Raw genomic sequence first — 24,222 nt, 5'->3', positions numbered from 1 at the left:
ACCCCGCACGCCACCCCTCGCGGGTGCTGGCGCGGAGGCCGGAGCGGGTGCCGGTCCGCGTGCCCGCTCGAAGGCCGGCACGGCTGTCCGACCGGGCCGTCCTGCCTGGCGGGCAGGGCCTTTCGGCCCTCGGCGGGACGGTGCGCACCGGTCCAGCATGGTGCAGAACGAAGGAGGACCCTCTGATGACCCGTCTGCGCCACCGGCCAGCCCTCGACGTCCGTGTGGAGATCCGGGGCGAACTGCCCCGGGAGGACGCCGAGTACGCCCGGGCCCGGTCGCTGGCGCTGATCACGGACCTCGGGCCGGACGCGCACGCCGCACGGCTGCGGCTCACCCGGCCGCGCGACCGGTCGGTGACCAGGCCCGCCGTCGCGCAGGCCTCGGTGGACCTGGAGGGCGCCGGACGGGTGCGGGTGGAACTGGCCACCGTGGCGGTGCGCGAGGCGGTCGACCTGGCGCTCGGCACGCTCGCCGGGCGCGCCGCGCGGCTGCGCGAGCTGGGCGACATAGGGCTCGCCTCGGCGTACGAGAGCTCCTGGCGGCCGCAGTACGCGGCGCGTCCGCTCGCCGACCGGCGGATCGTCCGGCACAAGTCCGTGCGACTGGCCCGCCGCACGCCCGAGCAGGCGGTCCGCGAGATGCTGGCGCTGGACTACCGCTTCCACCTCTTCTCGGACGCGCTGACCGGTCAGGACAGCCTGGTCCACCGCAGGCCCGGCGACGGCGGGTTCCGGCTGGTCCGGGTGCACTCCACGGCCCGGCCGGGCAGCCGGGGGCCGTCGCTCACCGAGAGCCCGAACCCGGCGCCGCGGCTGGATCCGGCCGAGGCCGCCCGCCAACTCTGGCTCACCTGCTGGCCGTTCGTGTTCCATGCCGATCCCGGCGACGGCCGCGGCCGGGTGCTCTACCGCCGCTACGACGGCCACTATGGCTTGATCACGCCGATAGCGGGAGCCCACTGACGGGCAGGTAATGATCGGCACGGGCTGACCGGTACACGACCGACAACGGACGAGCACACCCTCACGCTCTCGACGGGAACTGGGACCATGGACTGCGAAGAAGTCATGCTGACCGTCAGGATCACGGCCGCCGAGCGGGCCCTGCTGCGCGAACTCGCGCGCGGCCACGGCACCGACGTGTCGGACGTGGTCGTGGACGGTCTGCTGGACGTCATCCCCGGCCTGCACGTCCTGCCTGTGCTGCCTGTGCTGCCTGTGCTGCCTGTGCTGCCCGTGCCGCCGGCCGGGCGGGTGCTGCCCGCCGTCGCCGGGGACCCGGGCGTCTCGCGGCTGCTGCGCGTGCTGGCCCGGCCCGCCCCGTGCGCGGTGACCCTCTGGCTGCCGGCCCCGGTCGCGGACCTGCTCCCGCTGGTCGGTGAGCGGATCGCCGCCGTCAGCGGGCTGCGGATCGGTCCGGCGAGCGCGGCGCTGGCCGCCGCACTGGGGTTCTGGCTGACCGGGGATCCGGGGCGGCTCGCCGCGGGCCTCGCCGGGCTGCACCGGCACGGCGCCCCCCGCCTCGCGGTCCAGCGGCTCGACGTCGCGGCCTGAGCCTGAGCGGAGCCCGGGCGAACGGGGCGCAGGCGGGCGGGGTGTGACGGACGGTGCTTCCGCCGACCGTCCGGATCCGGCCGCTCCGCGCGAGCCGGTTCCGGGGGGCACCCGGGGGCTCAAGGGCGCGTGGGGAGGCGTGCCGGGGGCGGCCGGGCGCTCGTCGTGCCTCGGCGCTCCGTCGCCCGGTGCGGGACGGACGGGCCTCCGCCCGATGGTCGACGGACCGTCGGGCCGGGCGGGGCCGGAGCGGTTCCTGGGGGTCAAGTGGCATGTCCTGGACGGGAATTTGGCTGGTCAGAGCTCTGGTCACGACCTGCGCGCAGGTCTAGCATTCCGGTCACGGCAACCGGTGTCCGGACCCCCGGACGACCGGTGCGGTGGCCGCCACCACCCCCTGCCGGGGAGCGTACACCCCCCGAGTACGCTCCCCGGCTCCGCTTTGTGCGCGGTGGCCGTCGGGCCGCTCCCCTGCCCGGCGCTGCCGCGGATTGTCCGCCCCGCGCTCGGTAGCCGCATCGTCCGGCGCGCGCCCCCGTCGGGGTGGGTGCGCGCCCCCATGGGGGCGCGCACGCCCGGCGCGCGCCACCGGTCCCGCCGTCGAGCCGCCGTACTGGTCCCGAACGGGCGTTCTCCGGAAGGCCGGGAACCGTCGCATGCGAACCCGGCGTCCCCACCCCCACGGGCGCCACCGGGCGCCCGCCCGAGGCAAGGAGCGTCCTGTCGTGCGCAAGGTACTGATCACCGGCGGAGCCGGCTACATCGGCAGCACCGTGGCGTCCGCCCTGCTGGACGCGGGCATCACCCCGGTCGTCCTCGACGACCTCTCCCGGGGCCGGGCCGAGTTCGTCGAGGGCCGGGAGTTCTACCAGGGGGACATCGCGGATCCGGAGCTGGTCGACCGGATCTTCGCCGAACACCCCGACATCGACGCCGCCCTGCACTGCGCCGCGCGGATCGTCGTCCCCGAATCGGTCTCCCGGCCGCTGTTCTACTACCGCGAGAACGTCGGCAAGACCGTCGACCTGCTGGAGTCGCTCCAGCGCAACGGCTGCACCCGGGTGGTCTTCAGCAGTTCCGCCTCGATCTACCGGCCCACGCCGACCGGCCGGGTCGACGAGTCCTGCCCGGTCGAGGCGAACAGCCCCTACGCGCGCACCAAGCAGATGATGGAGCAGGTGCTCCAGGACTGGACGCGCGGTGACGGGGCCGACGGGACGCGGGTCATCGCGCTGAGGTACTTCAATCCGATCGGCGCCGACCCGCAGCTGCGCACCGGGCTGCAGGACCTCCGGCCGACCCACGCGCTGGGCAAGTTGATCGAGGCGCACACCGACGGCACGCCGTTCACCATCACCGGGGTCGCCTGGGAGACCCGGGACGGGTCGGGCATCCGCGACTACGTCCACGTCCAGGACGTCGCCGAGGCCCATGTCGCCGCGCTGCTCCGGTTCGACGAGGTGGTCGGGGCCGCCGGGGAGGAGCGCTACCGGGTCGTCAACATCGGGACCGGTGACGGCACCACGGTGCGCGAACTGGTGACCGCCTTCGAACAGGCGGTCGGCGCGAAGCTGGACGTCCGGGAGGCCGAGCCGCGGCCCGGCGACGTCCTCGGCTGCTACAGCGACGTGACGGCCGCGCGCGAACTGCTCGGCTGGACGGCGCGCCGGACCATCGCCGAGGGTGTCGTGGACGCGCTCGCCTGGCGGGCCCGCTGGTCGGCCCGCTTGGCCGCCACCGTCTGATCCTCGTCCGGAGCCCGCCCGGCCCGGCCGGGTCCGCGTTCGACCGGCCCGGGCCGGGGCGCGGTGCCGGCGTTACTTGGACTCGTCGAGACCGTTGATGAAGTCCTTGGCCTTGTCGGCGGCGGTGTCTATCTGGCCGCTGTACTTGCCGTCGGTCTTGTCGTCGATGACGTCGGCGACCTTGTCCAGGCCCTGGGTGATGGCGCCGCTGTGCTCGCGGGCGAGGTCGGTGGCCTTGTCGGCGAGGTTCTTGAGGTTCTCGAACATGATGGTCCTTCTGTTCGTCCGGCGCGTTCGCGGCCATCCTAGCCGCCGACGACCTGGCCCTTGAGCTGGCGTTTCCCCGGGGCGGGGGCCCGGCGGGATGACTTTGCAGGGGTGGGTTTGTATGCTCCTGGCTTGTTCTACAGCATTGTAGAAGTTCGCTGGCGGGTACCGCGGAAGGGGTGTGGGGCATGGCCGGGCAACGAGCGAGAACCTCGGAGCGGGAGGCCGGACCGCGTTCCGGCGCGGCCCCCGTGCCGGCCCCGCGCCGGGCAGCCGAGCGCCGGGCCGCCCCGCGTCGGGCGACCGGCCGCGATCGCCGCACGGGTGATCGAAGCGCGGGCGACCGAGGCACGGGCGACCGGGGCATGGGCAACCGCCGTACGCCCGACCGCCGTGCCGGGGCCCGGCGCTCGGGCGGCGCGCTGCCGGTGCTGCTCGCCGCGGTCGGGCTGCCGCTGCTCGGCGCGGTGGCCGGTGAACTGACCGGGTCGGGCGGCGGCGTGCTGTTCGCGGCCGGTGCCGTGCTCGGTTCCGGCGTCGCGGCGGCGCTCTGCGGCCGGGCCGGGCGCTGGTGGGTCGTCATGGCCGCGCCGCCCGTGGTGCTGGCCGCCCGGGCCGGCACCGCCTACCTCGCCGACCGCGAGGGCCTCCAGGGCAAGGCGCTCGCCTCGGCGGCGGTGCGCTGGGTGGTCGGCGCGTTCCCGGTGATGGCGTGGGCGGTGGCGGTCGCGCTGCTGGTCGTCGTGGTGCGGGTGGTCCTCGACCGGCGCGCCCGCCGGGGCCGGCGGTCCGCCGACCGCCGCCGGGCCGCCGGAACCCGCGAACCGGAGACGTCCGACTCCGCGAAGGACGGCACCGCGAAGGACGGCACCGCGAAGCACGGCACCGCGACGCCCGACACCGTGACCGGCGGGACCCGGACCGGCCGGACCCCGACCCCCACCCGGAGGAGCCACCGTGGCTGAGTCCCGCACCAGTCCGCTGACCGTCGCCGGCCGCGTCCTCGCCGGCACCGTCTCGGTGGCCGTCCTCGGCGCCAGCGGCTTCACCTGGTACGAGTACCGCCAACTGGACGGCGGCATGGTCAAGTCGGCCGCGCTCACCGAGGCGAAGAAGAACGCGCCGGCGCACCTCGACAAGTCCGTCAACCTGCTGCTGATCGGCCTCGACAGCCGCAAGGACATGGACGGCAACGACCTCCCCAAGGAGTTCGTCGAGGACGAGCTGCACGCCGGATCCAGCGAGATCGGCGGCTACAACACCAACGCGCTGATCGTCCTGCACATACCGGCCAACGGCGGCAAGGTGACGGCGCTGTCCGTCCCGCGCGACGACTACGTGCAGACCGTCGGCGCGGACGGGAAGATGCACAAGATCAAGGAGGCCTACGGGATCGCCAAGGAGGCCGCCGAGCAGAAGCTGGGCGGCAAGGGGCTGTCCAAGTCCGAGCTGGAGCGGCAGAGCCGCGAGGCCGGCCGGGCCGCGACCCTGCAGACCGTGCAGGCCTTCCTGGACATCCCGATCGACCACTTCGCGGAGGTGAACCTGATCGGCTTCTACGACATCGCCAAGGCCGTCGAGCCGATCCAGGTCTGCCTCAACAACCCGGTCGACGATCCGATCGTGGCCCGGACGGCGACCCACGAGGGCGGCGGCACCGGGCTCAAGCTCCCGGCGGGCGTCAGCTCGCTCGACGCCCGGCAGGCGCTGTCCTTCGTCCGCCAGCGCCACCACCTGAAGAACGGCGACCTGGACCGGACCCACCGCCAGCAGGCCTTCATCTCCTCGGTCGTGTACAAGCTCAAGCAGCAGGGCGTGGTCAGCGACTTCGGCCAGCTCCAGCGGCTGTTCGACGTGGTGAAGAAGGACGTGGTGATCGACGACCAGTGGAACGTGCTCGACTTCGCCCAGCAGGCGCCCAACCTGACCGGCGGCAACGTCGAGTTCAACACGCTGCCGATCACCGGGTTCAAGACGATCGGCGGCCAGGAGGTCAACACGGTCGACCCGGACCAGATCAAGCGCATCGTGAAGCAGGTGTTCGGGCACGAGCCGCCGCCGGCCGCACCCGACGCGGCGGCGTCCACCGCGCCGGCCGAGCCGTCCGCCGCCGCGCCTGCCACCACCGGGCCGTCCGCCGCCGGGCCGTCCGCCGCACCGAGCAAGGCGCGGGTCGTCGTGGACGTCCACGGCGCGAGCGCGGAGGCGGCCGCCGCGGAGTCCAAGGCGTTGGCCGAACTCGGCTACCCGGCGGGCAAGGCGACCGAGACGGCCGCCGCCGGGCGGGCGAAGGCGACGACGGTCGCCTACGGCACGGGTGCCAAGGCCGACGCCGAGCAGGTCGCGGCCCGCTACGGCGCCACCGCCACCGCCTCCTCCGCGGTCCCGTCCGGCCACGTGGTCGTCACCCTCGCCGCCGCCCGCACGCCCGCGCCGTCCAGCTCCGCCGGTACGGCCGCGCCGACCGACGACCCGACCCCCGACCTGCCCATGCAGGGTCCGGCGGTCAAGGCGGGCGGCATCCCCTGCGTGGACTGAGGTGCGACGGCCGGCCGGTACGGCCCGTTCGGACGAACGCGCAGCCCGGCTCCAGCAGTTCGGCGGTGATCGGTGCTGCCGATGTCCCTGCACCCGGGCCCGGGCGGCGACGGTGACGTGCGACGGCACGGACCCCGGCCGGCACCGGGTGGTCCTCAACGACCGGATCGGTCCGGCCCTCGCCCGATGCACCGCGCCGTGCCCGGGACCGGCGGAAGCCGCCCCGGGCGCGGCGCCCTCGTCCGTGCGGGGGAACCGGGACGCGGGTCGGGGCGTCTTGGGACCGGAGGGCGGGCGCGGGGCCGGAGTGGCGGACGAGGGAGATCGGGTGGCGCGGGCGGGCCGGCGGCTGTGGCTGCGGCGGGTGTTGGTGGGGGCCTGCGGGGTCGTGGCGGCCGTGGAGGCCGCGCTGACGGCGGTCCGCCTCGGCGGGTGGGACGACGGGACATGGCTCGCGATGGCCGTGGTCGGGCTGCCGTACGCGGCGCTCGCCGGTCTGGTCGCGCTCGGCGTGCTGCTGGCCCTGCGTTCGTGGTGGCCGGCCGCGGTGGCCGGAGTCCTGGTGGCGGTGCAACTCGTCTGGCTGGTACCGAGGCTGGTCCCGGACGGCGGTGGAGCCCCGGCGGCCGGCGCACCGCGGCTGCGGGTCGCGACCAGCAACGCCTACCTGAGCCGGGCCGACGCGGACGCACTCGTCCGGCTGGTGCGCGAGCAGCGGGTCGACGTGCTCGCGGTGGAGGAGTTCGGCCCCGGGGCCGCCGACCGGCTGGACCGGGCGGGGATCGCCGAGGTGCTGCCGTACCGGGAGGCGCGGCCGGGCCGGGACACCGCGATCTACTCCCGGCTGCCGCTGACCCCGCTGGACGCCTCGGCCCCGGAGGCGGCCCGGGACCAGATCGCGGCCGAGGTGGCGGTCGGCGGACGCACCGTCCGGCTGACGGCCGTGCACACCTACTATCCGATGGGTGACGCCCGGCGCTGGGCGGAGGACTTCGACGGGCTGCGGGCGGCGGTGACCGGAGCCACCCGCAACGCCGTCCTGCTGGGGGACTTCAACGCGACGCTCGACCACACGCCGATGCGGGACCTGCTCGACACCGGCCTCACGGACAGCCACGCCGAACTCGGGCGCGGCGTCGCGCCGACCTGGCCCGAGTCCGGCACCTACTTCTCCGGTCTGTGGCCGCTGATCCAGATCGACCACGTGCTGCACGGGGAGGCGCTGCGCGCGGTGTCCGTGTCCGAGCACACGGTGCGCGGCACCGACCACCGCGCGGTGGTCGCCGAGCTGGCGGTCACGGGCTGACGGTGCTCCCGGCCGCGTCCCGGTCATCGGCGCCGTGTGCGGAGGCACTGCGGTCGGTGACCCACCAGAAGGCGAGCGCGAGCAGGCTGACGCCGCCGCCCAGCCGGCAGACGGCCGTCCAGCCGCCCCGCTCGTAGGCCACGGTGGAGAGGATCGCGCCGAGGGCGCTGCCGGCGGAGTAGAGCAGCATGTAGCCGGCGGTCATCCGGCTCTGCGCCTCGGGGCGGACCTGGTAGAGCAGGTGCTGGTTGACCACGTGCACCGACTGCAGGCCGTAGTCGATCACCACCGTGGCGAGCACCAGCCACCACACCGAGTGCGGCAGCAGCGCGGCGATCGGCCAGCCGGCGAGCATCGCGGCGAGCCCGATCGCCAGGGTGCGCCGCGCCCGCCCCCGGTCGGCCTGCCGTCCGGCGCGCCCGGCGCCGAGCGCCCCCGCGGCGCCGGCCAGGCCGAAGAGCCCGATCACGGTGTGGCTGAGCCCGAACGGCGGGGCGGCCAGCGCCAGCACCATCGGGGTGAGCAGCACGGTGACGGCGGTGAAGATCAGCAGCGCGAGCCCGGCCCGGATCCGGAGCACGGGCTCCCGGGCGAACAGCGTGAAGACCGAGCCGACCAGCCGCGGGTAGCGGATCCGTTCCGGCCGGCGGCGCGCCTCGGCCGGGACGACGGCGGCGAGGAGGACGGCCATGGCGGCGGTCGCGACGGCGGAGACGACGTAGACGGCGCGCCAGCCGGCGAGGTCGCCGATGGTGCCGGCGACCGTCCGAGCGAGCAGGATGCCGACCACGATGCCGCTGGTGACGGCGCCGACCACCCGGCCCCGGTCGGCGGGGTCGGCGAGCGAGGCCGCGTGGGCGACCATCACCTGCGCCACCACGGCGAGCACCCCGACCGCCGCCATGGCGAGCAGCATCAGCGGGGCCGAGGGGGCGACGGCCACGGCGCCGAGCGCCACCACGGAGAGGCCGAGCTGGGCGGTGGTCAGCAGCCGGCGGTCTAGGTGGTCGCCGAGCGGGACGAGGAGCACCAGGCCGACGGCGTACCCGATCTGGGTGAGGGTGCCGACCAGGCCGACGGTGGCGCGGCCGATACCGAGGTCGTCGCCGATGAGGTCGAGCAGCGGCTGGGCGTAGTAGACGTTGGCGACGGCCAGGCCGCTCGCCACGGAGAACAGCCAGGCGACGGCGGGGGAGAGCCGACGGGCGGTTGCGGAGTCGGAGTCGGTGTCGGTTGCGGTGGCGGTGCGGTTGGTACGGGCGGGCGGGACCACGGGGGCGGGCACGGGCGAGGTCTCCTTCGTGCGGCGGGGTGGTTTTAAAGTGCTACCGCATCACCCTCGCACGGAGAGGTTTCTTTAAGCAACCAGTAGTCGTCGGCAGTCGGCGCGATAGGGTTGCAGGGTGAAACCGGCCCCGCCGGAGCGCGGGGCCGCAGGTGAGAGGAGGGGCACGTGCCGAAACGCACCTCGCACGAGGACTCGGCCTGCCCGGTCGCCCGGCCGCTGGACGTCCTCGGCGACGGCTGGACGCTGCTGATCGTCCGTGACGCCTTCGACGGGCTGCGCCGCTTCGGGCAGTTCCAGAAGAACCTCGGCCTGGCGAAGAACATCCTCTCCGCCCGCCTCGCCACCCTGGTCGCCAACGGCGTGTTCGAACTGGCCCCGGCCGCCGACGGCAGCCCGTACCAGGAGTACGTGCTCACCGAGAAGGGACGGGCGCTCTTTCCCGTCGTCACCGCGCTGCGCCAGTGGGGCGAGCAGTACTTCTTCACGGACGACGAGCCGCGCGCCCGCCTGGTCGACCGGGCCGCCGGTGCGCCGGTCGCCCGGGTGGAGGTCAGGGCGGCCGACGGCCGGGTGCTCGGACCGGACGACGCCGAGGTGCTGCTGCCCTGACCGCGCGCTGCGCCCCGCCCACCGGAGTCGTGGACGGGGCGCGCGGGGGACCGGGGGGTGTCAGCAGTTCCGGATCGACCGCACGGGCGTCCAGTCCTGGGTGTGGTTGGCGCCCCCGTCGGCGGTGAAGGACTTCAGCGCGCGGCCGTTCGCGTCGTAGAACGAGGACCTCGTGCCGCTGGTCTGGTTGTCGGCGTAGAACCCGTGGCCGCTCCAGCCGCTGAGGCTGTAGCGGGCGCAGGTGTAGAGGTAGAAGATCTTGTAGTCGCCCGTCGTGGGGTCCCAGACCAGGGTGCAGAGGTTGCCCGGGGCGCACTGGTAGTCGCTGTTGGCCGGGACGTGTCCGGACGGGGCCGTCGGCGACACGGTCGGCGAGACGGCGGCGGGCGCGGCCTGGGCCGGGGCGGTGCCGGCGAAGGCGGTCAGCAGTGCGGTGAGGGCGCCGGCGGCGCCGAGGGCCGAGCGCTTGGGGCGAGAGCGGAGCATTGGGTCCTCCCACTGTTCGGATCGGCTCGGCCGGTGGGTCCGGCGGCCGTCGCGGGCTCGTCGGCGGAGGTCTTCGTCGCGGTGGCACGGGTGGCGCGGCCGGCGTTCCCCCGACGGGGTGAACGGCGCCGGGCCCGGGTCCTGCGGGCGGACGACCGGTCCGTCCGGCCGGCGCAGGAGGTTTCTGCCACCCGCATCCATTTCTCCCCCCGCTCCCCGCCCGCCGCAACAGCAGCCCGTCCCTCGCCCGGCGCCCGTCCCTCGCCCGGCGCCCGCCCCTCGCCCGGCGCCCGCCCCTCGCCCGGCGCGCCCCTCGCCCGGGGCCGTTCGGTCGTCCGCCCGGCCGTGCGCGCGCCGCGCTGCCCGGGCGGGGCGGCGGCTCGTGGGCCACCCTGGTGCCAGGCGAGGGGCGGGCCCGGAACGGACGCGCGGGGGACACCGACCCCGACAGGGAGGCCCGTATGCAGCAGCAGGCCCGTTCGAGCCCGCCGCCCGGCGCGGCGGCGGCCGGACCGCCCGGCGCCCTGCACGACTGGCTGGACGCGGTGGCCGTCGTCGTGGCCGGCCTCGCCGCGATGCTGGTGGTGGCCGCGCTCGGCCTCTGGGCGGCCGGCGCCGACGCGCTGCCCGGCGGCGCCTTCCCGTTCGTGCTCGCCGCCACGCTCGCGCTCGCCGTCGGCGGATCGGTCGAGCTCGACGGCGGCGCCGGCTTCTTCGCCTCGGTCGACGCCGGGATCACCGCGATGCCGCTCTCCGTCGGCCTGGTCGGCGCGCTGGCCGTGGCCGAGGTGTTCCTGCGCCAGTTGCGCTACCGAGCGGTGGCCGGCGGCCGTGAACTGCTCGGCCGCGCCGCCCGGACGGCGGTGGTCTGGCTGGTCGCGCTGGCGCTGCTCTGCGCCGTCGCCCGGCACACCTTCACGGTGACGCTCGGCGACGGCCTGGCCGAACAGCTCGGCGGCGCCCTCGGCCTCCACCCCGAGGTGGGCTTCCGCGCGGAGCCCGCCAGTACCCTCGGGCTCGGGTTGCTCTGGCTGCTCGTCGTGCTCGCCGCGACCTTCGCCGTCTCCCGCCGGGCGCCGCTGCCACGCTCCCTGGTGCCCTTCCAGCAGGCCGTCCGCCCGGCCGCGTTCGCGATGCTGCTGGTGCTGCTCGGCTACGTGCTGCTCGGGGTGGCGGCCGCGATCGGCACGGCGGTCGTGCACGGCGACGCCCGGCAGGTCGCCGCCGTCGCGCTGCTCGCCCTGCCCAACCTGGTCTGGATCGCCTTCGGCGTCGGCCTCGGCGGCGAGTGGCACGGCCACCTGGTCGGGGCGATCGGGCTGCCGGTGCCCAAGCCGCTGGCCGCCGTGCTGCGCACCGGCGAGGGCGGGGGCGGCACGGTGAGCCTCGGCACGCTCGCCGAACAGGACGGCCGGGCCTGGTGGCTGCTCCCGCTGGCCGCCGTCCTGATGCTCGCGGCCGGGGTGCTGGCCGCCCACCGCTCACCGCGCGGGGTCCGCCCCTGGCGGCACGCCGTGCGGCTGGCGGTGGCCGCCGCCGTCACCGTGCTGCTGGTCGGCGTCTGGACCAGGGTCTCCGCCGACTACGGCCTCTCGGTGCTCGGCGTCGGGCTCGGCGAGGGCGGCCTGGGGGGCCTGCTGAGCTCCGTCCTCGGCCCGGCCGCCGGTCCGGCCGGGCCCGCCGCCGCGCTCGCCGGGGGCACCCTCACCCTCGACCCGCAGCTGTGGACCCTGGTCCCGCTGGCCGCCGGCTGGGGTCTGCTGGCCGGCGCCCTCGGTGCCCTCGCCGCCGCCCGCCTCCCCCGTCGCGGCGAGGTCGGGTAGCCCGGGGCGGGCGCCCGGCCGGGCGGCCGGCTGGGCGGCCGTCAGCTCGCGGCCTCGGCCAGCAGGACGACGGCCGGGGGGAGGGCCTGGCCGAGGGCCCCGGGCCAGAGCCGGGGCTCGGAGACGACGAGGGTGGTGCCGGCCGCGATCATGAAGGCGCTGAGACAGGTGATCAGGGTGCGGCCGACCACGGGCTCGCCGCGGTGCAGTGCGACCAGTCCGGCGACCAGGCCGAGGGCGAGGAAGAGGTTGTAGAAGCCGACGTTGACCCGCCAGAGGCGGACCTGGGGGGCGTCGGACGTGGAGGCGGTGAGCAGCCGACGGACCCTCGGGTGGCCGTAGAGGAAGCTTTCCAGCGGCCACACCACGAGGTGGACGGCGGCGGCGATCAGCGCGAACACCTGGCTGACGGCGTTCATCCGGAACTCCTGCGCGCGGGTCGATCAGCTGCGGATCATTCTAGTCCGCCCGCCGTCCGCCCGCCGTTCCGTACCGTCCGTCCGGTCCGATACCACGGAATTGGACTGGACCACTGGATCACTGCCGGGAGACTGCCCTATCGTTCGGAGAGATCTGCACGGTCGTCCGGGGCATTCCGCACGACTCACTCGACCGCCCCGGGATGAATCGATGAGCGTCTGGCCGAAGTTGCGCGACACCCGTACGGTCAGAGCGGGCACCGCCCCGGGAACGGTGGTCCGCTGCGGTCTGGCCGACACCATGCTCGCCGACCTCGCCGTCTCGGTCGTCCTCTTCTTCGAGCGCGCGCTGGACGAGGACCGCCTCGCCGCCGGCCTGGCCCGGGCGCTGGAGCGCGTCCCGGTCTTCGCCGGCCGACTGCGCACCGTCGACGGGGTGTTGGAGGCGGTCTGCGACGACTCCGGTGTCCCGATGGTGAGTTACCGCGTCGACGGCACGCTCGCCGAGTCCATGGGGCGGGTCACCGCGCCCGGCGCGCTGCACGTCGACCCGCTGGACGCCCGGGCCGCCCGCACCGGCGGCGGACCGCTGCTCGCCGTCCGGGTGACCCGCACCGGTGACGGCGGCACCGTGCTCGGCTGCTCCTGGCACCACGCCGTCGGCGACCTGCACAGCTTCGCGCTGCTGCTGCGCGCCTGGTCGGCGGCGGTCGAGGGCGAGGAGCTCCCGGCGGCCGAACTCGTCGAGGACCAGGACGGATTGCTCGACCGGGTGCTGCCCGCCGAGGACTGCGGCCGGCCCGGATTCCGGGTGCCCGGACCGGCCGAGCGCGCTGTGCTGGACCGCGAGGTGGCGGCCGGTCCGCGCGCCAACCGGACCGTCCAGCTGTACTTCGGCGACGCCGAGACAGCCCGGATGCGCGAGGAGTTCGGCGCCGCGGCCGGCCGCTGGGTCTCCTCCGGCGACGCGGTCTGCGCCCATGTCGTGCACACCCTGCGGGAGTTGGACGGCGACCGGGAGACCCGCTGGCTCACCGTCCCGGTCAACGCCCGGCGCCCGCTCGGCCTGTCGGACGCCCTGGTCGGCAACCTGCTCGGCGACATCCACCTGCCGTACGCCCCCGAGGAGGGCCCGGCCGCCCTCGCCGGGGCGCTGCGCACCGCCGTGCTGGGGTACGCGGAGGACCACCTCAACCTGCGCGCCAATCTGCGCTTCCTGGCCGAGCTGGGCCGCCCCGGGCTGGGCTCCTGCGTGCCGATCGGCTTCGACCCGACGCGGCGCCGGATCAGCTTCTCCAACTGGAGCCGCTTCGGCCTCTACGACGCGACCTTCCAGGGCCAGCGGCCGGTCTTCTTCAGCCCGGCCGCCAACTACCCGCTGCCGTGGGTCTGCTGGGCCGTCGAGGGCTTCGGCGGCACCGGGCTGCTGACCACGGCGGTACTCCCGGCCCGGCTGGCCGCGCGGCTGCGCGGGACCGAGGGACGGGCGCTGCTGCACCGCTACCGGGACCCGTCCGACGAGCTGCCGGCCCTGCTCGCGGCCGTGCCCAAGGTGCTCTGAGCCCGGACCGGACGACAGGGGGCGGCCACAAGGACCGCCCCCTGGAAAGCAGCTGATGAAGCGTCATTTCATGACGGCGCGCAGCGCGTGCCGCAGCTGCTCCCGGTCCGGCTGCAGCGCCCGGTCGAGCGCGGGGGCGAACGGCAGCACCGCCCCGTCCGGCCGGGTGACCCGGCGCGGCGGTGCGGTGAGCCGGAACTCCTCGGCGGCGGTGGCCAGCACCTCGGCGCCGATCCCGCAGCTGCGGTTGGAGTCGTCGATCACCACCAGCCGCCCGGTGCGCTCCAGCGAGGCGCCCAGCGCGGCCCAGTCGAACGGGTACAGCGTGCGAGGGTCGAGCACCTCGACCGAGATCTCCCCGGCGAGTTCCTCGGCCACCGCCAGCGCGTCGTGCACCAGGTGCCCGACGGCGACCAGGGTGACGTCCGTGCCGCTGCGGTGCACCCGGGCGGTGCCGAGCGGGATCGGCGCCAGCTCCCAGGTGACGGTCTCGCGGACCGGCAGCGCGGCGGCCGGGGCGAAGACCACCACCGGGTCCGGGTCCCGGATCGCCGAGCGGAGCAGCCCGTAGGCGTCGGTCGGCGTGGCGGGGACGACGGTCTTCATCCCGGCGTGCGCGAAGAGGCTGTACGGGTGGTCGGAGTGCTGGCCCGCCCAGCCGTCCCGGGAGCCCGAGCCGGGGACCAGACAGGTGAGCGGGACCCCCGCCTGGCCGCCGGTCATCAGCGAGAACTTGTGGGCCTGGTTGACGAGTTGCTCGAAGACCAGGAACAGCAGCGAGGGGATCTGGAACTCCAGCACCGGCCGCCGCCCGGCCAGTGCCGCGCCGAGCGCCATCGCGGTGAACGCCTGCTCGGAGAGCGGGGTGTCGACGATCCGCTCCGGCCCGAACCGGTCCAGCAGGCCGAGGGTGGGCCCGGCCATCCCGGCGCCGATGTCCTCGCCGAACACGCAGACCGCCGGATCGTCGGCCAGCTCGTCGGCCAGCGCCCGGTTGAGCGCCTTGGTGTAGGAAAGCCTCATGTCACCGCCCCCGCCCGGGGCCGCAGCCCGGAGGCGTACAGGTGGTCGGTGGCGCCGGCCGGGTCCGGGTGCGGCGAGGCGAGCGCGAACTCCTCGGCGGCCACGATCTCGGCGGCCACCCCGGCGTCCAGGGCGGCGGCGCGGTCGGCGCCGATCGCGGCGGCGGCCCGGGGGAGCGGGTCGCGCTCGCGCCAGGCGGCCACCTCCTCGGGGGTGCGGTAGTGCAGTTTCATCCGCCGTTCCATGGTGTGGTGGCCCTCGAAGCGGTAGGTGCGGCACTCCAGGAAGCCGGGACCGCCGCCGGCCCTCGCCCGGGCGACGGCCTGCTCGGCGGCGGCCCGGACCGCCTCGGTGTCCATGCCGTCGACCTCGGCGGCGGGGATGCCGAAGGCGGCGGCCCGGCCGGTCGCGCTGCCCGCCACCGCGGTGCCGGCGGGCAGGGTGGTGGCGTAGCCGTTGTTCTCGCAGACGAAGAGCACCGGCAGCCGCCACATCGCGGCCAGGTTGAGCGACTCCAGCAGCACGCCCTGGTTGAGCGCGCCGTCGCCGAAGAAGGCGACCGCCACCGCGTCCGAGCCCGCCTGCCGGTCGGCCCAGGCGGCGCCGACCGCGATCGGTGCGCCGGCGCCGACGATGCCGTTGGCGCCGAGGATGCCCAGCCGCAGGTCGGCGGCGTGCATCGAGCCGCCCCGGCCGCGGTTGGAGCCGCCGGTGCGCCCGGCCAGTTCGGCCAGCAGCCGGGCCGGGTCGAGGCCGCGGGCCAGCACGTGGCCGTGCCCGCGGTGGGTGGAGGCGAGCCGGTCGCCGGCCCGGAGCGCGGCGCAGACGCCGACCGCGACGGCCTCCTGCCCGATGTACGGGTGGATGCCGCCGGTGATCACCCCGGACTTCACCAGGTCGAGCGCCCGTTCCTCGAAGGACCGGATCAGCCGCAGCATCCGGTACCGCCGCTCGGGCGTGTCGAGCGCGGCGACGGCGGGTGCCGTGGTCGTCACCGGGCGCCCCGCCACACCGTCGGGCAGAACTCCGGGTCGGCGTAGTCGGGGTGGCCGTCGGCGGTGCCGCGCACCAGGACGTCGTGGTTGTAGACGACCGTCCCGCCGTCCGGGCGGGTGGCGCGCCGGTAGGCGTTGGCGCCGTCCTGGAGGTGCAGCGAGACGGCGCGGCGCGGGTAGGCGGCCAGGTTGGGTCCGCTGCCGTGGTAGGTGCGGCAGTGGTGGAAGCTGACGTGGCCGCGCGGGATGGTCATCGGGACCTTGCGGACCTCGGTCCCGTTGTACGCCGCGTTGGCGTCCAGGATCGCGTCCAGCTCGGAGTTGTCGCGGTCGGCGAAGTGCCGGGTGGAGTCCTCCTCGGAGGGCAGCTCCTTCCAGCGGTGGCTGCCGTCCACCATGGTGATGGTGCCGTTCTCCTCGGCGCAGTCGTGGAACGGCAGGAACGCGGTGAGCATCCGGTCCGAGCTCGAGGTCTGCCAGTAGTGCTTGTCGAAGTGCCACGGCACCTGGTTGCTGGGCTCGCCGGGCACCGGGGGCTTGTAGATGAGGGTGGCCTGGAAGATCCGGACCTCCTCGGCCTCGGCGAGCAGCGCGGCGACGGCGCCCAGCAGCGGCTTGCGCAGGATCGCGCCGATCGCGTCGCTCTCGTAGTGCACGTAGTCGTTGTGGCGCTGGACCGGGCCGTGCGCCGGCTCCCAGGAGGCCAGCCGGGGCGGGCGGACCGGCAGGGTGCGGTCGCGGTGGCCCTCGTAGTAGAGCTCGGTGGCGGCCTGCAGGGCGTCCAGCTCCTCGTCGCTGAACAGCTTGCGGGACAGGTACCAGCCGTGCTCCAGGTAGCCGGCCACCTCCTCGGGGGTGGGCAGCAGGGCGCGTTCGGCCTCGGTGAGGTGGAACTCGGGTGCGGCGGGCGCGGTGGTCATGGGGGACGGGCCTCCTGTGGTGGTGAGGGCTCGGGTGGGCGCCGGCCGTGGTGCGGCCGGCGGCGGCTCAGACGGAGGCGGCGGCGCGCTGCCGCTCGACGGCTTCGTACAGGGCCTTGATGTTGGCGGTGCCGAAGGTACCGGCGCCCTGGCGCTCGATCAGCTCCACGAAGTACGTCCGCCGGGGGTGTGTCGAGCGGGCGAAGATCTGGAACAGCTGCCCGCCGTGGTCCTGGTCGACCAGCACGTCCAGCTCGCGCAGCGTCCCGACCGGGATCGCGGTGCCGCCGAGCCGCTCGGCGAGCGCGTCGTAGTAGGTGCCGGGGGTGGTCAGGAACGCCACGCCGCGCTCGCGGATGGTGCGTACGGCGGTGGCGATGTCGCCGGTGCGGAACGCCAGGTGCTGGACGCCGGCGCCCTCGTGGTCGGCGAGGAAGGTGTCGATCTGCCCGGGGCGGCGGGTGGTGTCGGGCTCGATGAGGGTGAAGGTGACCTCGCCCGAGGCGCTCTGCACCACGCTGGAGTCCATCGCCTGCTCGCCGACCTCGATGTACTCGCCGAAGATGCGGTGCATGCCGAGCGCGGCCTCGCAGAACTTCACGGCGTGCGCCAGCTCGCCGGCCGGCAGGCAGATCGCGGCGTGGTCGAGGGCGTCCAGCAGGCGCGGCGAGCCGTCGGCGGGCTCGGGGGCGGCCGGCGCCTCCGGGACGAACCGCAGGGCGGTGTCGCCGAAGCCGGCCACCAGCCCGCCGGCCCGGTCCAGCACCCGGGCGCCGTGCCGCTCGGCACGGTCCAGGGCGGCCTGCGGGTCGGGGCAGGAGAGCGCGAGCACCGCGACGCCCTCACCGTGCCGGGCGGCGTAGCGGGCCACCGGGTGCGCCGGGTCGGTGGCGGAGCGCAGCAGGAAGCGGATGGTGCCCTGCTGCACGAGGAGGGTGCGGGCGTGTGCGGACTCGGCCGCGGCGAGCTGGTCCGGATCGGGTGTCGCGCCGGTGAAGCCGTAGTCGGCGCAGAGCTCCGCGGCGGTGGTGTCGGCGTCGGCGCAGTGGTACTCGACGTGGGCGATGGACTGGATGGACAACGGGATCTCCCCGGGGGATCGCGAGTTGACGAGGGGCCTGGCACGGGTGTCCGCGCCGCGTCGCCGGGCGGCGTCAGCGGAGGGACGGGGTGGAGGCGGGCTCGAAGACCAGGCTGAGGTTGTGCCCGCCGAAGGCGAAGGCGTTGCTCAGGGCGGCGGTGAGCGGGACGGTGCGGGCCGCGCCCCGGACGTGGTCCAGGTCGCAGGCCGGGTCCGGCTCGTCCAGGTTGACGGTCGGCGGCAGGGTCCCCCGGGCCACCGCGAGCGCGGTGACCGCCGCCTCCAGCGCGCCCGCGGCGCCCAGCAGATGGCCGGTGGCGCCCTTGGTGGAGCTGACCGCGGGGCGGTGCGGGCCGAAGACGGCGTTCAGCGCGGCGCTCTCGGCGACGTCGCCGAGCTTGGTGCCGGTGCCGTGGGCGTTGACGTAGCCGACGTCGGCGGGCGCGAGACCGGCGTTGGCGATCGCGGCGCGCATCGCGTCGGCGGCGCCCGCGCCGTCGGGACGGGGCATGGTCGGGTGGTGGGCGTCGGTGGAGGCGCCCCAGCCGGTGAGCTCGGCGTAGCCGGCGGCGCCGCGGGCGGCGGCGTGCTCGGCGCTCTCCAGCACCAGGACGGCGCTGCCCTCGCCCAGCACGAAGCCGTTGCGCCGCCGGTCGAAGGGCCGGCTGGCCTGCGTCGGATCCTCCCAACCGGAGGACAGCGCACGGGCGTTGGTGAACGCGGCGGCGATCGTCGGGTGCAGCGAGGACTCGGTGCCGCCGCACACCACCACGTCCGCGTCGCCGGAGCGGATCAGCCGCAGCCCCTCGGCGACGGCCTGGGCGCCGGCCGCGCAGGCCGTCACGATGGCCGTGCTGAAGCCGCGGATCCCGTGCTTGATGGCGATCCGGGCGGTGGCCATGTTGGAGAGCATGCCGGGCAGCAGGTACGGGCTGACGCCGGGACGGCCGCGTTCCAGGCGGCGGTGGGACTGCTGCTCGAAGGTCTCCAGACCGCCGCCGCCGGTGGCCAGCACCACGGCGGTGCGGTGCGGGTCGGCGTCCTCGCCGACCACCAGGGCGGCGTCGGCCAGCGCGTCGTCGGCGGCGGCCAGGGCGAGCAGCACGAAGCGGTCCACGCAGCGGGTCTCGGTGGGCGGCAGCACCTCGCGGCCGTCCACCGCCGGGGCGAGGCCGGCCGCGGTCAGCCAGCCGTGGGCGGCGTGGCCCTCGGGCAGGGCGCGGATGCCGGTGCGGCCGGCGGTGAGCGCGTCGAAGACCTCGGCGGGCTTGCGGCCGAGCGGGGTGACCAGGCCGATGCCGGTGACCACGGCGCCCGGGCGGCGGGCGGCGCTCATGCGCTTACCCCGGCGGCGACCGCGTCCAGGTAGCGCCGGCGCAGCAGCACCTTGCGCACCTTGCCGGTCGGGCCGAGCGGGATGTCGCCCCCGGCCACCACGACGACCTGGCGGACGGTGGCCGCGGCGGCCTCGTCCAGCGCGGAGGTGACGGCCTTGGTGCGGTCGGCGGCCGGGTCGGCCCCGGCGGCCAGGACCAGCAGCACGTCGGTGACCACCCGGTCGCCGTCGCGCACCGCGACCACCGTGCAGTCCAGCACCTCGGGGCAGGCGGCGAGCACGCGCTCCTCCGACATCGCGGTGAACAGCCGCTTGCCGTCGCCGAGTTCGACCGAGTCGACGGCCCGGTCGACGTGGTAGTAGTAGCCCTCCTCGTCCCGGTACATCAGGTCGCCGGTGAGGAAGCGCCCGCGCAGCCGGGTGCGGTAGGTGGTGGCCGAGTCGTTCCAGTAGCCGAGCGCCAAGGTCGGTGAGGTGGTGGCGAGTTCGCCGACCTCGCCGGGGCCGAGCGGTTCGCCGTCCGGGCCGACCAGCTCGCAGTCGACGAAGGCGTGCGGGCGCCCGACGCAGCGGCCGTAGCGATCGGTGCCCGGGCCGTGGGTGATGAAGAAGTGCGAGTGGCCCATCTCGGTGGAGCCGAGGCCGTCGACGAACAGCGAGCCGGGCACCCGGACCCGGCCCTCGCGGGTCACCGACTCGCGACTGCCGGCGGCGACCAGGCGGCGGATGTGCACCTCGTGGGCGCAGTCGCCGGTGTTCCACCAGAGCGCGACGGAGTCCAGGTCCCGCGCGGCGAGGTCGTGGTGGGCGAGGTCGGCCCAGGTGGCGGCGAAGCCGACCACGCCGCTGGGGCGCCACTGCTCGATCGCGTCCAGCACGCCGGCGCCGGACTGGCTGGACAGCACGGCGAGTCGGGTGTGCGAGGCGAGGGCGAGGTTGACCGCGATCAGGGTGGCGGCGTGCGGGGCGGGCAGCGCGCTGAGCATCCGGTCCTGGCCCTGCGGGCGGGGCAGCCGGGCGCGGTGGCGGATCGCCGCGTACAGGCTCGCGTGCGAGTGCACCACGGCCTTGGGCATGCCGGTGGTGCCGGAGGAGTGGGTGATCGCGACCGGGTCGCCGGCCCAGTGCCGGTAGGGCGCGGGGGCGGCCTCGGGGTCGCCGGAGCCGAGGGTGGCGATCTCGGGCAGCACGGGTGCGCCGGGCTCGTGGCCGGCCAGCGCGGCCAGGTGCGGGGCGTCGGCCAGGATGCCGACCGGGCCGAGCTTGGCGATGTAGCGGGCGGCCCGCTCGCCGTCCAGGTGGGGGTTGAGCAGCGCGGGGATGGCGCCGAGCCGGGCCAGCGCGAGGAAGGCCAGCACGTGGTCGGCGGCGTCGCTCGCGTACACCACCACCGGGTCGCGCCGGCCGATGCCGAGGGCGTGCAGGGCGGCGGACCGGGCCCGGACGGCGCGGTCCAGCTCGGTGAGGGTGAAGGGCTGCCAGGCGGCGTGGTCGTCCACCGGGGTGTCGAAGGTCAGCAGCGGCTCGTCGAGGCCGAGGCCGAGCGCGAGGCGGCTGGTGAGGACGTTTCCGGCGCCGACGGCCGGGTCGTCCGCCAGCAGGGTGCGGATACTGCGGATGCTCACGGGGTGGATCCCTCCCGGGGTGCGGGCGTGCGGGGCGTGCTGCGGCGGGACGCGGCGGGTGGGGGACCGTTCGCGCCGGTGGTGCGCAGGGGTGGACGGACGGCGGCGGTTCGGGTCGGTCTCGGGACGGGGGTCAGACGGCGGTCACCAGCAGGGCCACCGCCCGGTCGGTGCCGCCTCCGCCTCCGTCGCCGGTGGAGTCGGTGGAGTCGGTGGAGTCGGCGGGGTCGGCCTGCTCGGCGGCGATGACGAGGACCTGCTCGGCGTCGCCGTCGGCGAGCAGCAGCTCCGCCAGGTCGAGCGCGTCCTGCGGGACCCGTCCGGGTGGCGGGGCCTGCACCGGACTGATCGCCACCACCGGGCCGGTCAGGCCCCAGCGGGCGGCGATGTGGCCGAGCACGGCGTTCGGGTTGGACTGGAAGAACAGCAGCGGGGGCATCCGCCGGCCGGTGTCGGCGGCGGCCTCGTCGATGGCGCGGGCGGTGGCCCGGTCGCCACCCGTGCTCGCCAGCAGCAGCGCGGTGCGGCCGGGGGCCGGGGCCGCGCCGTGGCGGGCGCGCAGGCAGCGTTCGGCGGTCTCGGCCACCAGGGGGTTGAAGGAGGAGGCGGCGAAGCCGGGCAGCGGAGGGAGCGGCTCGGGCTCGCGGGCGTCGGGGTCGGGCCAGGCGGCCTCGGCGAGGATGCGCAGCGTGGTCATCGGGCGGCCACCAGGAGCGCGGCGTTGGCGCCGCCGAAGGCGGAGTTGAGGGTGAGCGCGTAGCGCGGCCGGGCGGCGCGCGGGCCGTCCAGCACGAGGTCCAGGCCGATGTCCGGGTCCGGGCCCAGCCAGCCGGCGTTGACCGGCAGCGCGCCGTCGGTCAACGCGCCGATGGTGACGACGAGTTCGAGCAGTGCCGAGGCTTCGAGGGCGTGGCCGTGGACGGCCTTGCTGGAGCTGACGGGCAGCCTCGCGGTGTGCGCGCCGAAGACCCGGTGCAGGGCCTTGGCCTCCGCGAGGTCGGACAGCGGTGAGCCGGTGCCGTTGGCGTTGACGTAGCCGACCTCGGCCGGCGCGATCCCGGCCCGCCCCAGCGCGGCCTCGACCGCCCGTGCCACGCCGTCGCCCTCGGGTTCGGGGCGGCAGACGTGGTGGGCGTCGCCGGCCCGGCCCCAGCCGGCCAGCCGGGCCAGCACGGGCGCGCCGCGCCGCTCGGCCTCCGGTTCGGCCTCCACCAGTACGGCGGCGGCCGCGTCGCCGAGCAGGGTGCCGCTGCGGCCGGCGCTGAACGGACGCAGCTCGCCGTCGCGGGCCAGCGCCCGGCCGGCGTCGAAGGCGGCGAAGACGCCGGGCTCGACCAGGTGTCCGGCGGCGACCAGGACCCGGGGGTGGCGGCCGGTGGCGACCAGCGCGGCGGCGTCGGCGACGGCGGTCGCGGCCGCGACGCAGGCGCCGGTGTAGGCGCGGGTGACCCCGGGGGAGCCCCAGGCGGCGGCGGCCCCGCCCGCGACCGCGCCGACGGCGGCCCGGGTGCGCAGGTCGCTGTGCAGGGCGAACAGCACGGGCGGACCGCCCTCGGGCGCGGCCGGGTCCAGGCCGGCGCGGCGGCAGGCCTGGCCGACGGCGGCGAGCACGGCGTCCGCGAGCGGGCGCGGCTCGGGCAGCAGCGCGGCGCGCACGGTGCGGCGTGCCGAGACGTCGAACCGGGTGACCGTGCCGAACGCGGCCTTGCCGTGGACGACGGCCTCGGTGAGCGCGGCCGGTCCGTCGCCGGCCGCGCTGAGCACGCCGACACCGGTCACCACGGGCCGGACGGCGGGCGGGGCGTGGCGGTTCATGGCCGCGCGGCCCCCGGGGTGGTGTCCACGGGGGAGCCCGCGGCGTTGACTGCGGCGTCCACGGTGGCGCGGAACACCGCCACGGCGTCGTCGACCGTCCGGACGGCCTCGAAGGCATCGTCGTCGAGGTCCGGCTCGATGCCGTAGCGCTGCTCGAACTCGGCTATCAGCCAGGTGAGTTCGAGCGAGCCGAGTTCCTCGGGGACGTCCTCGGCGGAGCGCTGCCCGAAGGCCGCGAGCATGGCGAGGACCTCGGCCCGGTCGGGGCGGGCGAGGTCGGTCACGCCGGGCTGCCCGAGGCGGCGGTGGCGGTGGTGGCGGCGATCCGCGCGGCGACGTCGGCGGTGAACTCGTCGAGCGTCATCAGCGCGGTGCTCTCCATCTCGTCGAGGTCGAACTTGACCCCGTACTCGTCCTCGACCTGGACCGAGAGGTCGGCGAGGGCGAGCGACTCCAGGTCCAGGCCGGCCGGGCCGAGGTCGGTGTCGCCGGTGACCTCGGAGACGTCGTACTGCATCTCGGTCAGTGCGGCGAGGACGAACGCGCGGATGCGGTCCTGCATGGTGGGCTCCTTGTGCCCGGGCGCGCACGGCGCTCGGGGTCGTCGGGGAAGGTACGTGGTCCTTCGGGTCGTCGGCGGTGGCGCCAACGGGCAGTCGGATGCCGCCCGTTGGGGAGCCTTCCGGGCCCGTCACGGACGCGCCCGGGCACGCCGGATCACGGCGCGGCGGGTCGCGAACGGCACCGGTGCCGGTGCCGGTGGCTCAGCCGGCGGCGGCGCGCAGGGCCACCGGGTCGCGCAGCAGCTTCCCGGTGGCGGTGCGGGGCAGCTGCGGCAGGAAGGCCAGCCGGCGTGGCCGCTTGTAGGCGGCGAGCTGCCGGGCGAGGCCGTCCTGGACGAGTGCCCGGTCGGCGCCGTCCTCGGCCGAGAGATAGGCCTCGATGGCGCCGTCGTCGAAGACCACCACGGCCTCCCTGACCTGCGGCAGTGCGGCGAGGGTCTGCTCGACCTCGGTGAGGTCGACCTTGAGGCCGCCGATCGAGACCTGCGAGTCCCGACGGCCGAGGACGGTGACCCGGCCGGTGTCCGGGTCGAGGACGGCGGCGTCGCGGGTGTGCAGCCAGCCGTCCGCCCAGCGGGTCGGGTCGTCGAGCCCGGGGTAGGGCGAGGCGGGGGTGCCGAGTTGGAGCTCGCCGCCCACCAGCCGCAGCTCCATGCCGTGCACGGGCTGCTTGGCCGGGTGCAGGGTGCCGTCCAGGTCGGTGGCGATCACCCCGGTCTCGGTCATCCCGTACATGGTGCCGAGCGGGACGCCGTAGCGCGCGGTGAACGCCGCGGGCAGGCCCGGGCGGACGAGTTCGCCGGCCACCACCATCCGCCGCAGCTGCGGCAGTTCGGGTGGTTCGGCCGCACCGGCGAGCAGTTCCGCGTGGAACGGCACGCCGATCACGGTGGTCGGGCGGCCGTCGGCGGCGACCGCGGCGAGGATGCCCGCGGCCGTCATCCGGTCCGGGACGGTGAGCGGGGCGCGCGCGGACAGGCTGTTGAGCAGCCCGCCGACCAGGCCGAGCACATGCACCACCGAGGACAGCAGGACGACCCGCTCGCCCTCGCCGGGGAATGCCGACAGCCTTCGGTAGCAGTCGAGTTCGCGGATCAGGTCGCTCGCGGTCCGGGCGATCACCTTGGCCGGGCCGGTCGAGCCGGAGCTCAGCTGGACCAGCGCGTGGCCGGTCCCGGCGGGGCGGCCCGCGGGCCGCCCGCCCCCGGCCGGGGCGGGGCCCCGCCGGGGCCGCCCCCGGCCGGCGTGCGCGGGATCGTCAGAGGT

At 75.8% G+C, this 24,222-nt stretch carries 24 protein-coding genes; 9 read left to right on the top strand and 15 right to left on the bottom strand.

Features of this window, described 5'->3' with window-relative positions; all coding sequences use genetic code 11:
• Positions 1-185: 185 nt before the first annotated feature.
• The 3 genes from ACFVUH_RS32375 (at position 186) to galE (ending at position 3,301) form a co-directional block, all read left to right on the top strand.
• A complete protein-coding gene (locus ACFVUH_RS32375) occupies positions 186-965 on the top strand; it encodes a sigma 54 modulation/S30EA ribosomal C-terminal domain-containing protein (protein WP_387917015.1) in 780 nt (259 codons plus the stop codon).
• Between the two features lie 87 nt (positions 966-1,052).
• Positions 1,053-1,556 (top strand): hypothetical protein, encoded by a 504-nt coding sequence (locus tag ACFVUH_RS32370; RefSeq protein ID WP_387917014.1) that lies wholly within the window; start codon positions 1,053-1,055, stop codon positions 1,554-1,556.
• A 725-nt stretch (positions 1,557-2,281) separates the two neighbouring features.
• Positions 2,282-3,301, top strand: a complete 1,020-nt coding sequence (galE, locus tag ACFVUH_RS32365; RefSeq protein ID WP_387917012.1) for a UDP-glucose 4-epimerase GalE — start codon at positions 2,282-2,284, stop codon at positions 3,299-3,301.
• Positions 3,302-3,373: 72 nt separating this feature from the next.
• Here galE and ACFVUH_RS32360 read toward each other — a convergent pair whose 3' ends face one another.
• On the bottom strand, positions 3,374-3,568 hold the full coding sequence (locus ACFVUH_RS32360) for an antitoxin (protein WP_355367518.1): 195 nt from the start codon (positions 3,566-3,568) through the stop codon (positions 3,374-3,376).
• Between the two features lie 365 nt (positions 3,569-3,933).
• Between ACFVUH_RS32360 and ACFVUH_RS32355 the strand changes: the two genes are divergently transcribed.
• From ACFVUH_RS32355 to ACFVUH_RS32345, 3 genes are all read left to right on the top strand, one after another.
• Positions 3,934-4,533, top strand: coding sequence for a DUF6542 domain-containing protein (locus ACFVUH_RS32355; protein ID WP_387917010.1), 600 nt, complete (start codon positions 3,934-3,936; stop codon positions 4,531-4,533).
• Positions 4,526-6,106: an LCP family protein gene (locus ACFVUH_RS32350; RefSeq protein WP_387917008.1), complete on the top strand. Its 1,581-nt coding sequence runs from the start codon at positions 4,526-4,528 to the stop codon at positions 6,104-6,106. The genes ACFVUH_RS32355 and ACFVUH_RS32350 overlap by 8 nt, the downstream gene beginning before the upstream one ends.
• A gap of 328 nt (positions 6,107-6,434) precedes the next feature.
• A complete protein-coding gene (locus tag ACFVUH_RS32345; RefSeq protein WP_355367509.1) occupies positions 6,435-7,412 on the top strand; it encodes an endonuclease/exonuclease/phosphatase family protein in 978 nt (325 codons plus the stop codon).
• On the opposite strand, the gene ACFVUH_RS32340 is transcribed toward ACFVUH_RS32345, so the two are convergent.
• Entirely contained in the window at positions 7,402-8,697 is a 1,296-nt protein-coding gene (locus ACFVUH_RS32340; RefSeq protein WP_387917006.1) for an MFS transporter, read from the bottom strand. The two genes, ACFVUH_RS32345 and ACFVUH_RS32340, sit on opposite strands and share 11 nt — an antisense overlap.
• 168 nt (positions 8,698-8,865) lie before the next feature.
• On the opposite strand from ACFVUH_RS32340, the gene ACFVUH_RS32335 reads away from it, so the two are divergent.
• Positions 8,866-9,309: a helix-turn-helix domain-containing protein gene (locus ACFVUH_RS32335; RefSeq protein WP_355367503.1), complete on the top strand. Its 444-nt coding sequence runs from the start codon at positions 8,866-8,868 to the stop codon at positions 9,307-9,309.
• 60 nt (positions 9,310-9,369) lie between these two features.
• Here ACFVUH_RS32335 and ACFVUH_RS32330 read toward each other — a convergent pair whose 3' ends face one another.
• On the bottom strand, positions 9,370-9,795 hold the full coding sequence (locus ACFVUH_RS32330) for a hypothetical protein (protein ID WP_355367500.1): 426 nt from the start codon (positions 9,793-9,795) through the stop codon (positions 9,370-9,372).
• 461 nt (positions 9,796-10,256) lie between these two features.
• On the opposite strand from ACFVUH_RS32330, the gene ACFVUH_RS32325 reads away from it, so the two are divergent.
• On the top strand, positions 10,257-11,618 hold the full coding sequence (locus ACFVUH_RS32325; protein ID WP_387917005.1) for a streptophobe family protein: 1,362 nt from the start codon (positions 10,257-10,259) through the stop codon (positions 11,616-11,618).
• A 41-nt stretch (positions 11,619-11,659) separates the two neighbouring features.
• Here the strand turns inward: ACFVUH_RS32325 and ACFVUH_RS32320 are convergent, their stop codons facing one another.
• A complete protein-coding gene (locus ACFVUH_RS32320) occupies positions 11,660-12,037 on the bottom strand; it encodes a DUF1304 domain-containing protein (RefSeq protein WP_387917004.1) in 378 nt (125 codons plus the stop codon).
• A 211-nt stretch (positions 12,038-12,248) separates the two neighbouring features.
• On the opposite strand from ACFVUH_RS32320, the gene ACFVUH_RS32315 reads away from it, so the two are divergent.
• Positions 12,249-13,598: an acyltransferase gene (locus tag ACFVUH_RS32315; protein ID WP_387917002.1), complete on the top strand. Its 1,350-nt coding sequence runs from the start codon at positions 12,249-12,251 to the stop codon at positions 13,596-13,598.
• Between the two features lie 63 nt (positions 13,599-13,661).
• On the opposite strand, the gene ACFVUH_RS32310 is transcribed toward ACFVUH_RS32315, so the two are convergent.
• The 11 genes from ACFVUH_RS32310 to ACFVUH_RS32260 all read right to left on the bottom strand — a co-directional run bounded on the left by ACFVUH_RS32310 (position 13,662) and on the right by ACFVUH_RS32260 (position 24,108).
• Positions 13,662-14,621: an alpha-ketoacid dehydrogenase subunit beta gene (locus ACFVUH_RS32310; protein ID WP_387917001.1), complete on the bottom strand. Its 960-nt coding sequence runs from the start codon at positions 14,619-14,621 to the stop codon at positions 13,662-13,664.
• Positions 14,618-15,616, bottom strand: a complete 999-nt coding sequence (locus ACFVUH_RS32305) for a thiamine pyrophosphate-dependent dehydrogenase E1 component subunit alpha (RefSeq protein WP_355367485.1) — start codon at positions 15,614-15,616, stop codon at positions 14,618-14,620. The genes ACFVUH_RS32310 and ACFVUH_RS32305 overlap by 4 nt, the downstream gene beginning before the upstream one ends.
• A complete protein-coding gene (locus tag ACFVUH_RS32300) occupies positions 15,613-16,536 on the bottom strand; it encodes a phytanoyl-CoA dioxygenase family protein (protein WP_387916999.1) in 924 nt (307 codons plus the stop codon). Before ACFVUH_RS32300 ends, ACFVUH_RS32305 begins: the two co-directional genes overlap by 4 nt.
• 67 nt (positions 16,537-16,603) lie before the next feature.
• The gene (gene hppD / locus ACFVUH_RS32295; protein ID WP_355367479.1) at positions 16,604-17,617 is read right to left on the bottom strand and encodes a 4-hydroxyphenylpyruvate dioxygenase; all 1,014 of its coding nucleotides are present in this window, start codon (positions 17,615-17,617) and stop codon (positions 16,604-16,606) included.
• Between the two features lie 73 nt (positions 17,618-17,690).
• On the bottom strand, positions 17,691-18,953 hold the full coding sequence (locus ACFVUH_RS32290; RefSeq protein ID WP_387916997.1) for a beta-ketoacyl-[acyl-carrier-protein] synthase family protein: 1,263 nt from the start codon (positions 18,951-18,953) through the stop codon (positions 17,691-17,693).
• Positions 18,950-20,578: a class I adenylate-forming enzyme family protein gene (locus ACFVUH_RS32285; RefSeq protein ID WP_355367473.1), complete on the bottom strand. Its 1,629-nt coding sequence runs from the start codon at positions 20,576-20,578 to the stop codon at positions 18,950-18,952. The genes ACFVUH_RS32290 and ACFVUH_RS32285 overlap by 4 nt, the downstream gene beginning before the upstream one ends.
• A gap of 133 nt (positions 20,579-20,711) precedes the next feature.
• Entirely contained in the window at positions 20,712-21,275 is a 564-nt protein-coding gene (locus tag ACFVUH_RS32280) for a hypothetical protein (protein ID WP_387916995.1), read from the bottom strand.
• Positions 21,272-22,393 (bottom strand): beta-ketoacyl synthase N-terminal-like domain-containing protein, encoded by a 1,122-nt coding sequence (locus ACFVUH_RS32275; RefSeq protein ID WP_387916993.1) that lies wholly within the window; start codon positions 22,391-22,393, stop codon positions 21,272-21,274. The genes ACFVUH_RS32280 and ACFVUH_RS32275 overlap by 4 nt, the downstream gene beginning before the upstream one ends.
• Complete coding sequence (locus tag ACFVUH_RS32270) at positions 22,390-22,677, bottom strand: acyl carrier protein (RefSeq protein ID WP_355367464.1); 288 nt, start codon at positions 22,675-22,677, stop codon at positions 22,390-22,392. Before ACFVUH_RS32270 ends, ACFVUH_RS32275 begins: the two co-directional genes overlap by 4 nt.
• Positions 22,674-22,955, bottom strand: coding sequence for a phosphopantetheine-binding protein (locus tag ACFVUH_RS32265; RefSeq protein ID WP_355367462.1), 282 nt, complete (start codon positions 22,953-22,955; stop codon positions 22,674-22,676). The genes ACFVUH_RS32270 and ACFVUH_RS32265 overlap by 4 nt, the downstream gene beginning before the upstream one ends.
• Positions 22,956-23,157: 202 nt before the next feature.
• Complete coding sequence (locus ACFVUH_RS32260; protein ID WP_387917034.1) at positions 23,158-24,108, bottom strand: class I adenylate-forming enzyme family protein; 951 nt, start codon at positions 24,106-24,108, stop codon at positions 23,158-23,160.
• Positions 24,109-24,222 lie beyond the last annotated feature (114 nt).

Source organism: Kitasatospora sp. NPDC058032 (genome assembly GCF_042885845.1).
Classification (GTDB): domain Bacteria; phylum Actinomycetota; class Actinomycetes; order Streptomycetales; family Streptomycetaceae; genus Kitasatospora.
The sequence above is the reverse complement of the archived record's forward strand: the minus strand, read 5'-3'. Positions and strand labels throughout refer to the sequence as shown.

Excerpts from the sequence above, each read along its gene's own strand:
- ACFVUH_RS32375 (WP_387917015.1), top strand. The coding sequence starts at position 186 with ATGACCCGTCTGCGCCACCGGCCAGCCCTCGACGTCCGTGTGGAGATC.
- ACFVUH_RS32370 (WP_387917014.1), top strand. The coding sequence starts at position 1,053 with ATGGACTGCGAAGAAGTCATGCTGACCGTCAGGATCACGGCCGCCGAG.
- ACFVUH_RS32360 (WP_355367518.1), bottom strand. The coding sequence starts at position 3,568 with ATGTTCGAGAACCTCAAGAACCTCGCCGACAAGGCCACCGACCTCGCC.
- ACFVUH_RS32355 (WP_387917010.1), top strand. The coding sequence starts at position 3,934 with ATGGGCAACCGCCGTACGCCCGACCGCCGTGCCGGGGCCCGGCGCTCG.
- ACFVUH_RS32330 (WP_355367500.1), bottom strand. The coding sequence starts at position 9,795 with ATGCTCCGCTCTCGCCCCAAGCGCTCGGCCCTCGGCGCCGCCGGCGCC.
- ACFVUH_RS32325 (WP_387917005.1), top strand. The coding sequence starts at position 10,257 with ATGCAGCAGCAGGCCCGTTCGAGCCCGCCGCCCGGCGCGGCGGCGGCC.
- ACFVUH_RS32320 (WP_387917004.1), bottom strand. The coding sequence starts at position 12,037 with ATGAACGCCGTCAGCCAGGTGTTCGCGCTGATCGCCGCCGCCGTCCAC.
- ACFVUH_RS32315 (WP_387917002.1), top strand. The coding sequence starts at position 12,249 with ATGAGCGTCTGGCCGAAGTTGCGCGACACCCGTACGGTCAGAGCGGGC.
- ACFVUH_RS32310 (WP_387917001.1), bottom strand. The coding sequence starts at position 14,621 with ATGAGGCTTTCCTACACCAAGGCGCTCAACCGGGCGCTGGCCGACGAG.
- ACFVUH_RS32300 (WP_387916999.1), bottom strand. The coding sequence starts at position 16,536 with ATGACCACCGCGCCCGCCGCACCCGAGTTCCACCTCACCGAGGCCGAA.
- ACFVUH_RS32290 (WP_387916997.1), bottom strand. The coding sequence starts at position 18,953 with ATGAGCGCCGCCCGCCGCCCGGGCGCCGTGGTCACCGGCATCGGCCTG.
- ACFVUH_RS32280 (WP_387916995.1), bottom strand. The coding sequence starts at position 21,275 with ATGACCACGCTGCGCATCCTCGCCGAGGCCGCCTGGCCCGACCCCGAC.
- ACFVUH_RS32275 (WP_387916993.1), bottom strand. The coding sequence starts at position 22,393 with ATGAACCGCCACGCCCCGCCCGCCGTCCGGCCCGTGGTGACCGGTGTC.
- ACFVUH_RS32265 (WP_355367462.1), bottom strand. The coding sequence starts at position 22,955 with ATGCAGGACCGCATCCGCGCGTTCGTCCTCGCCGCACTGACCGAGATG.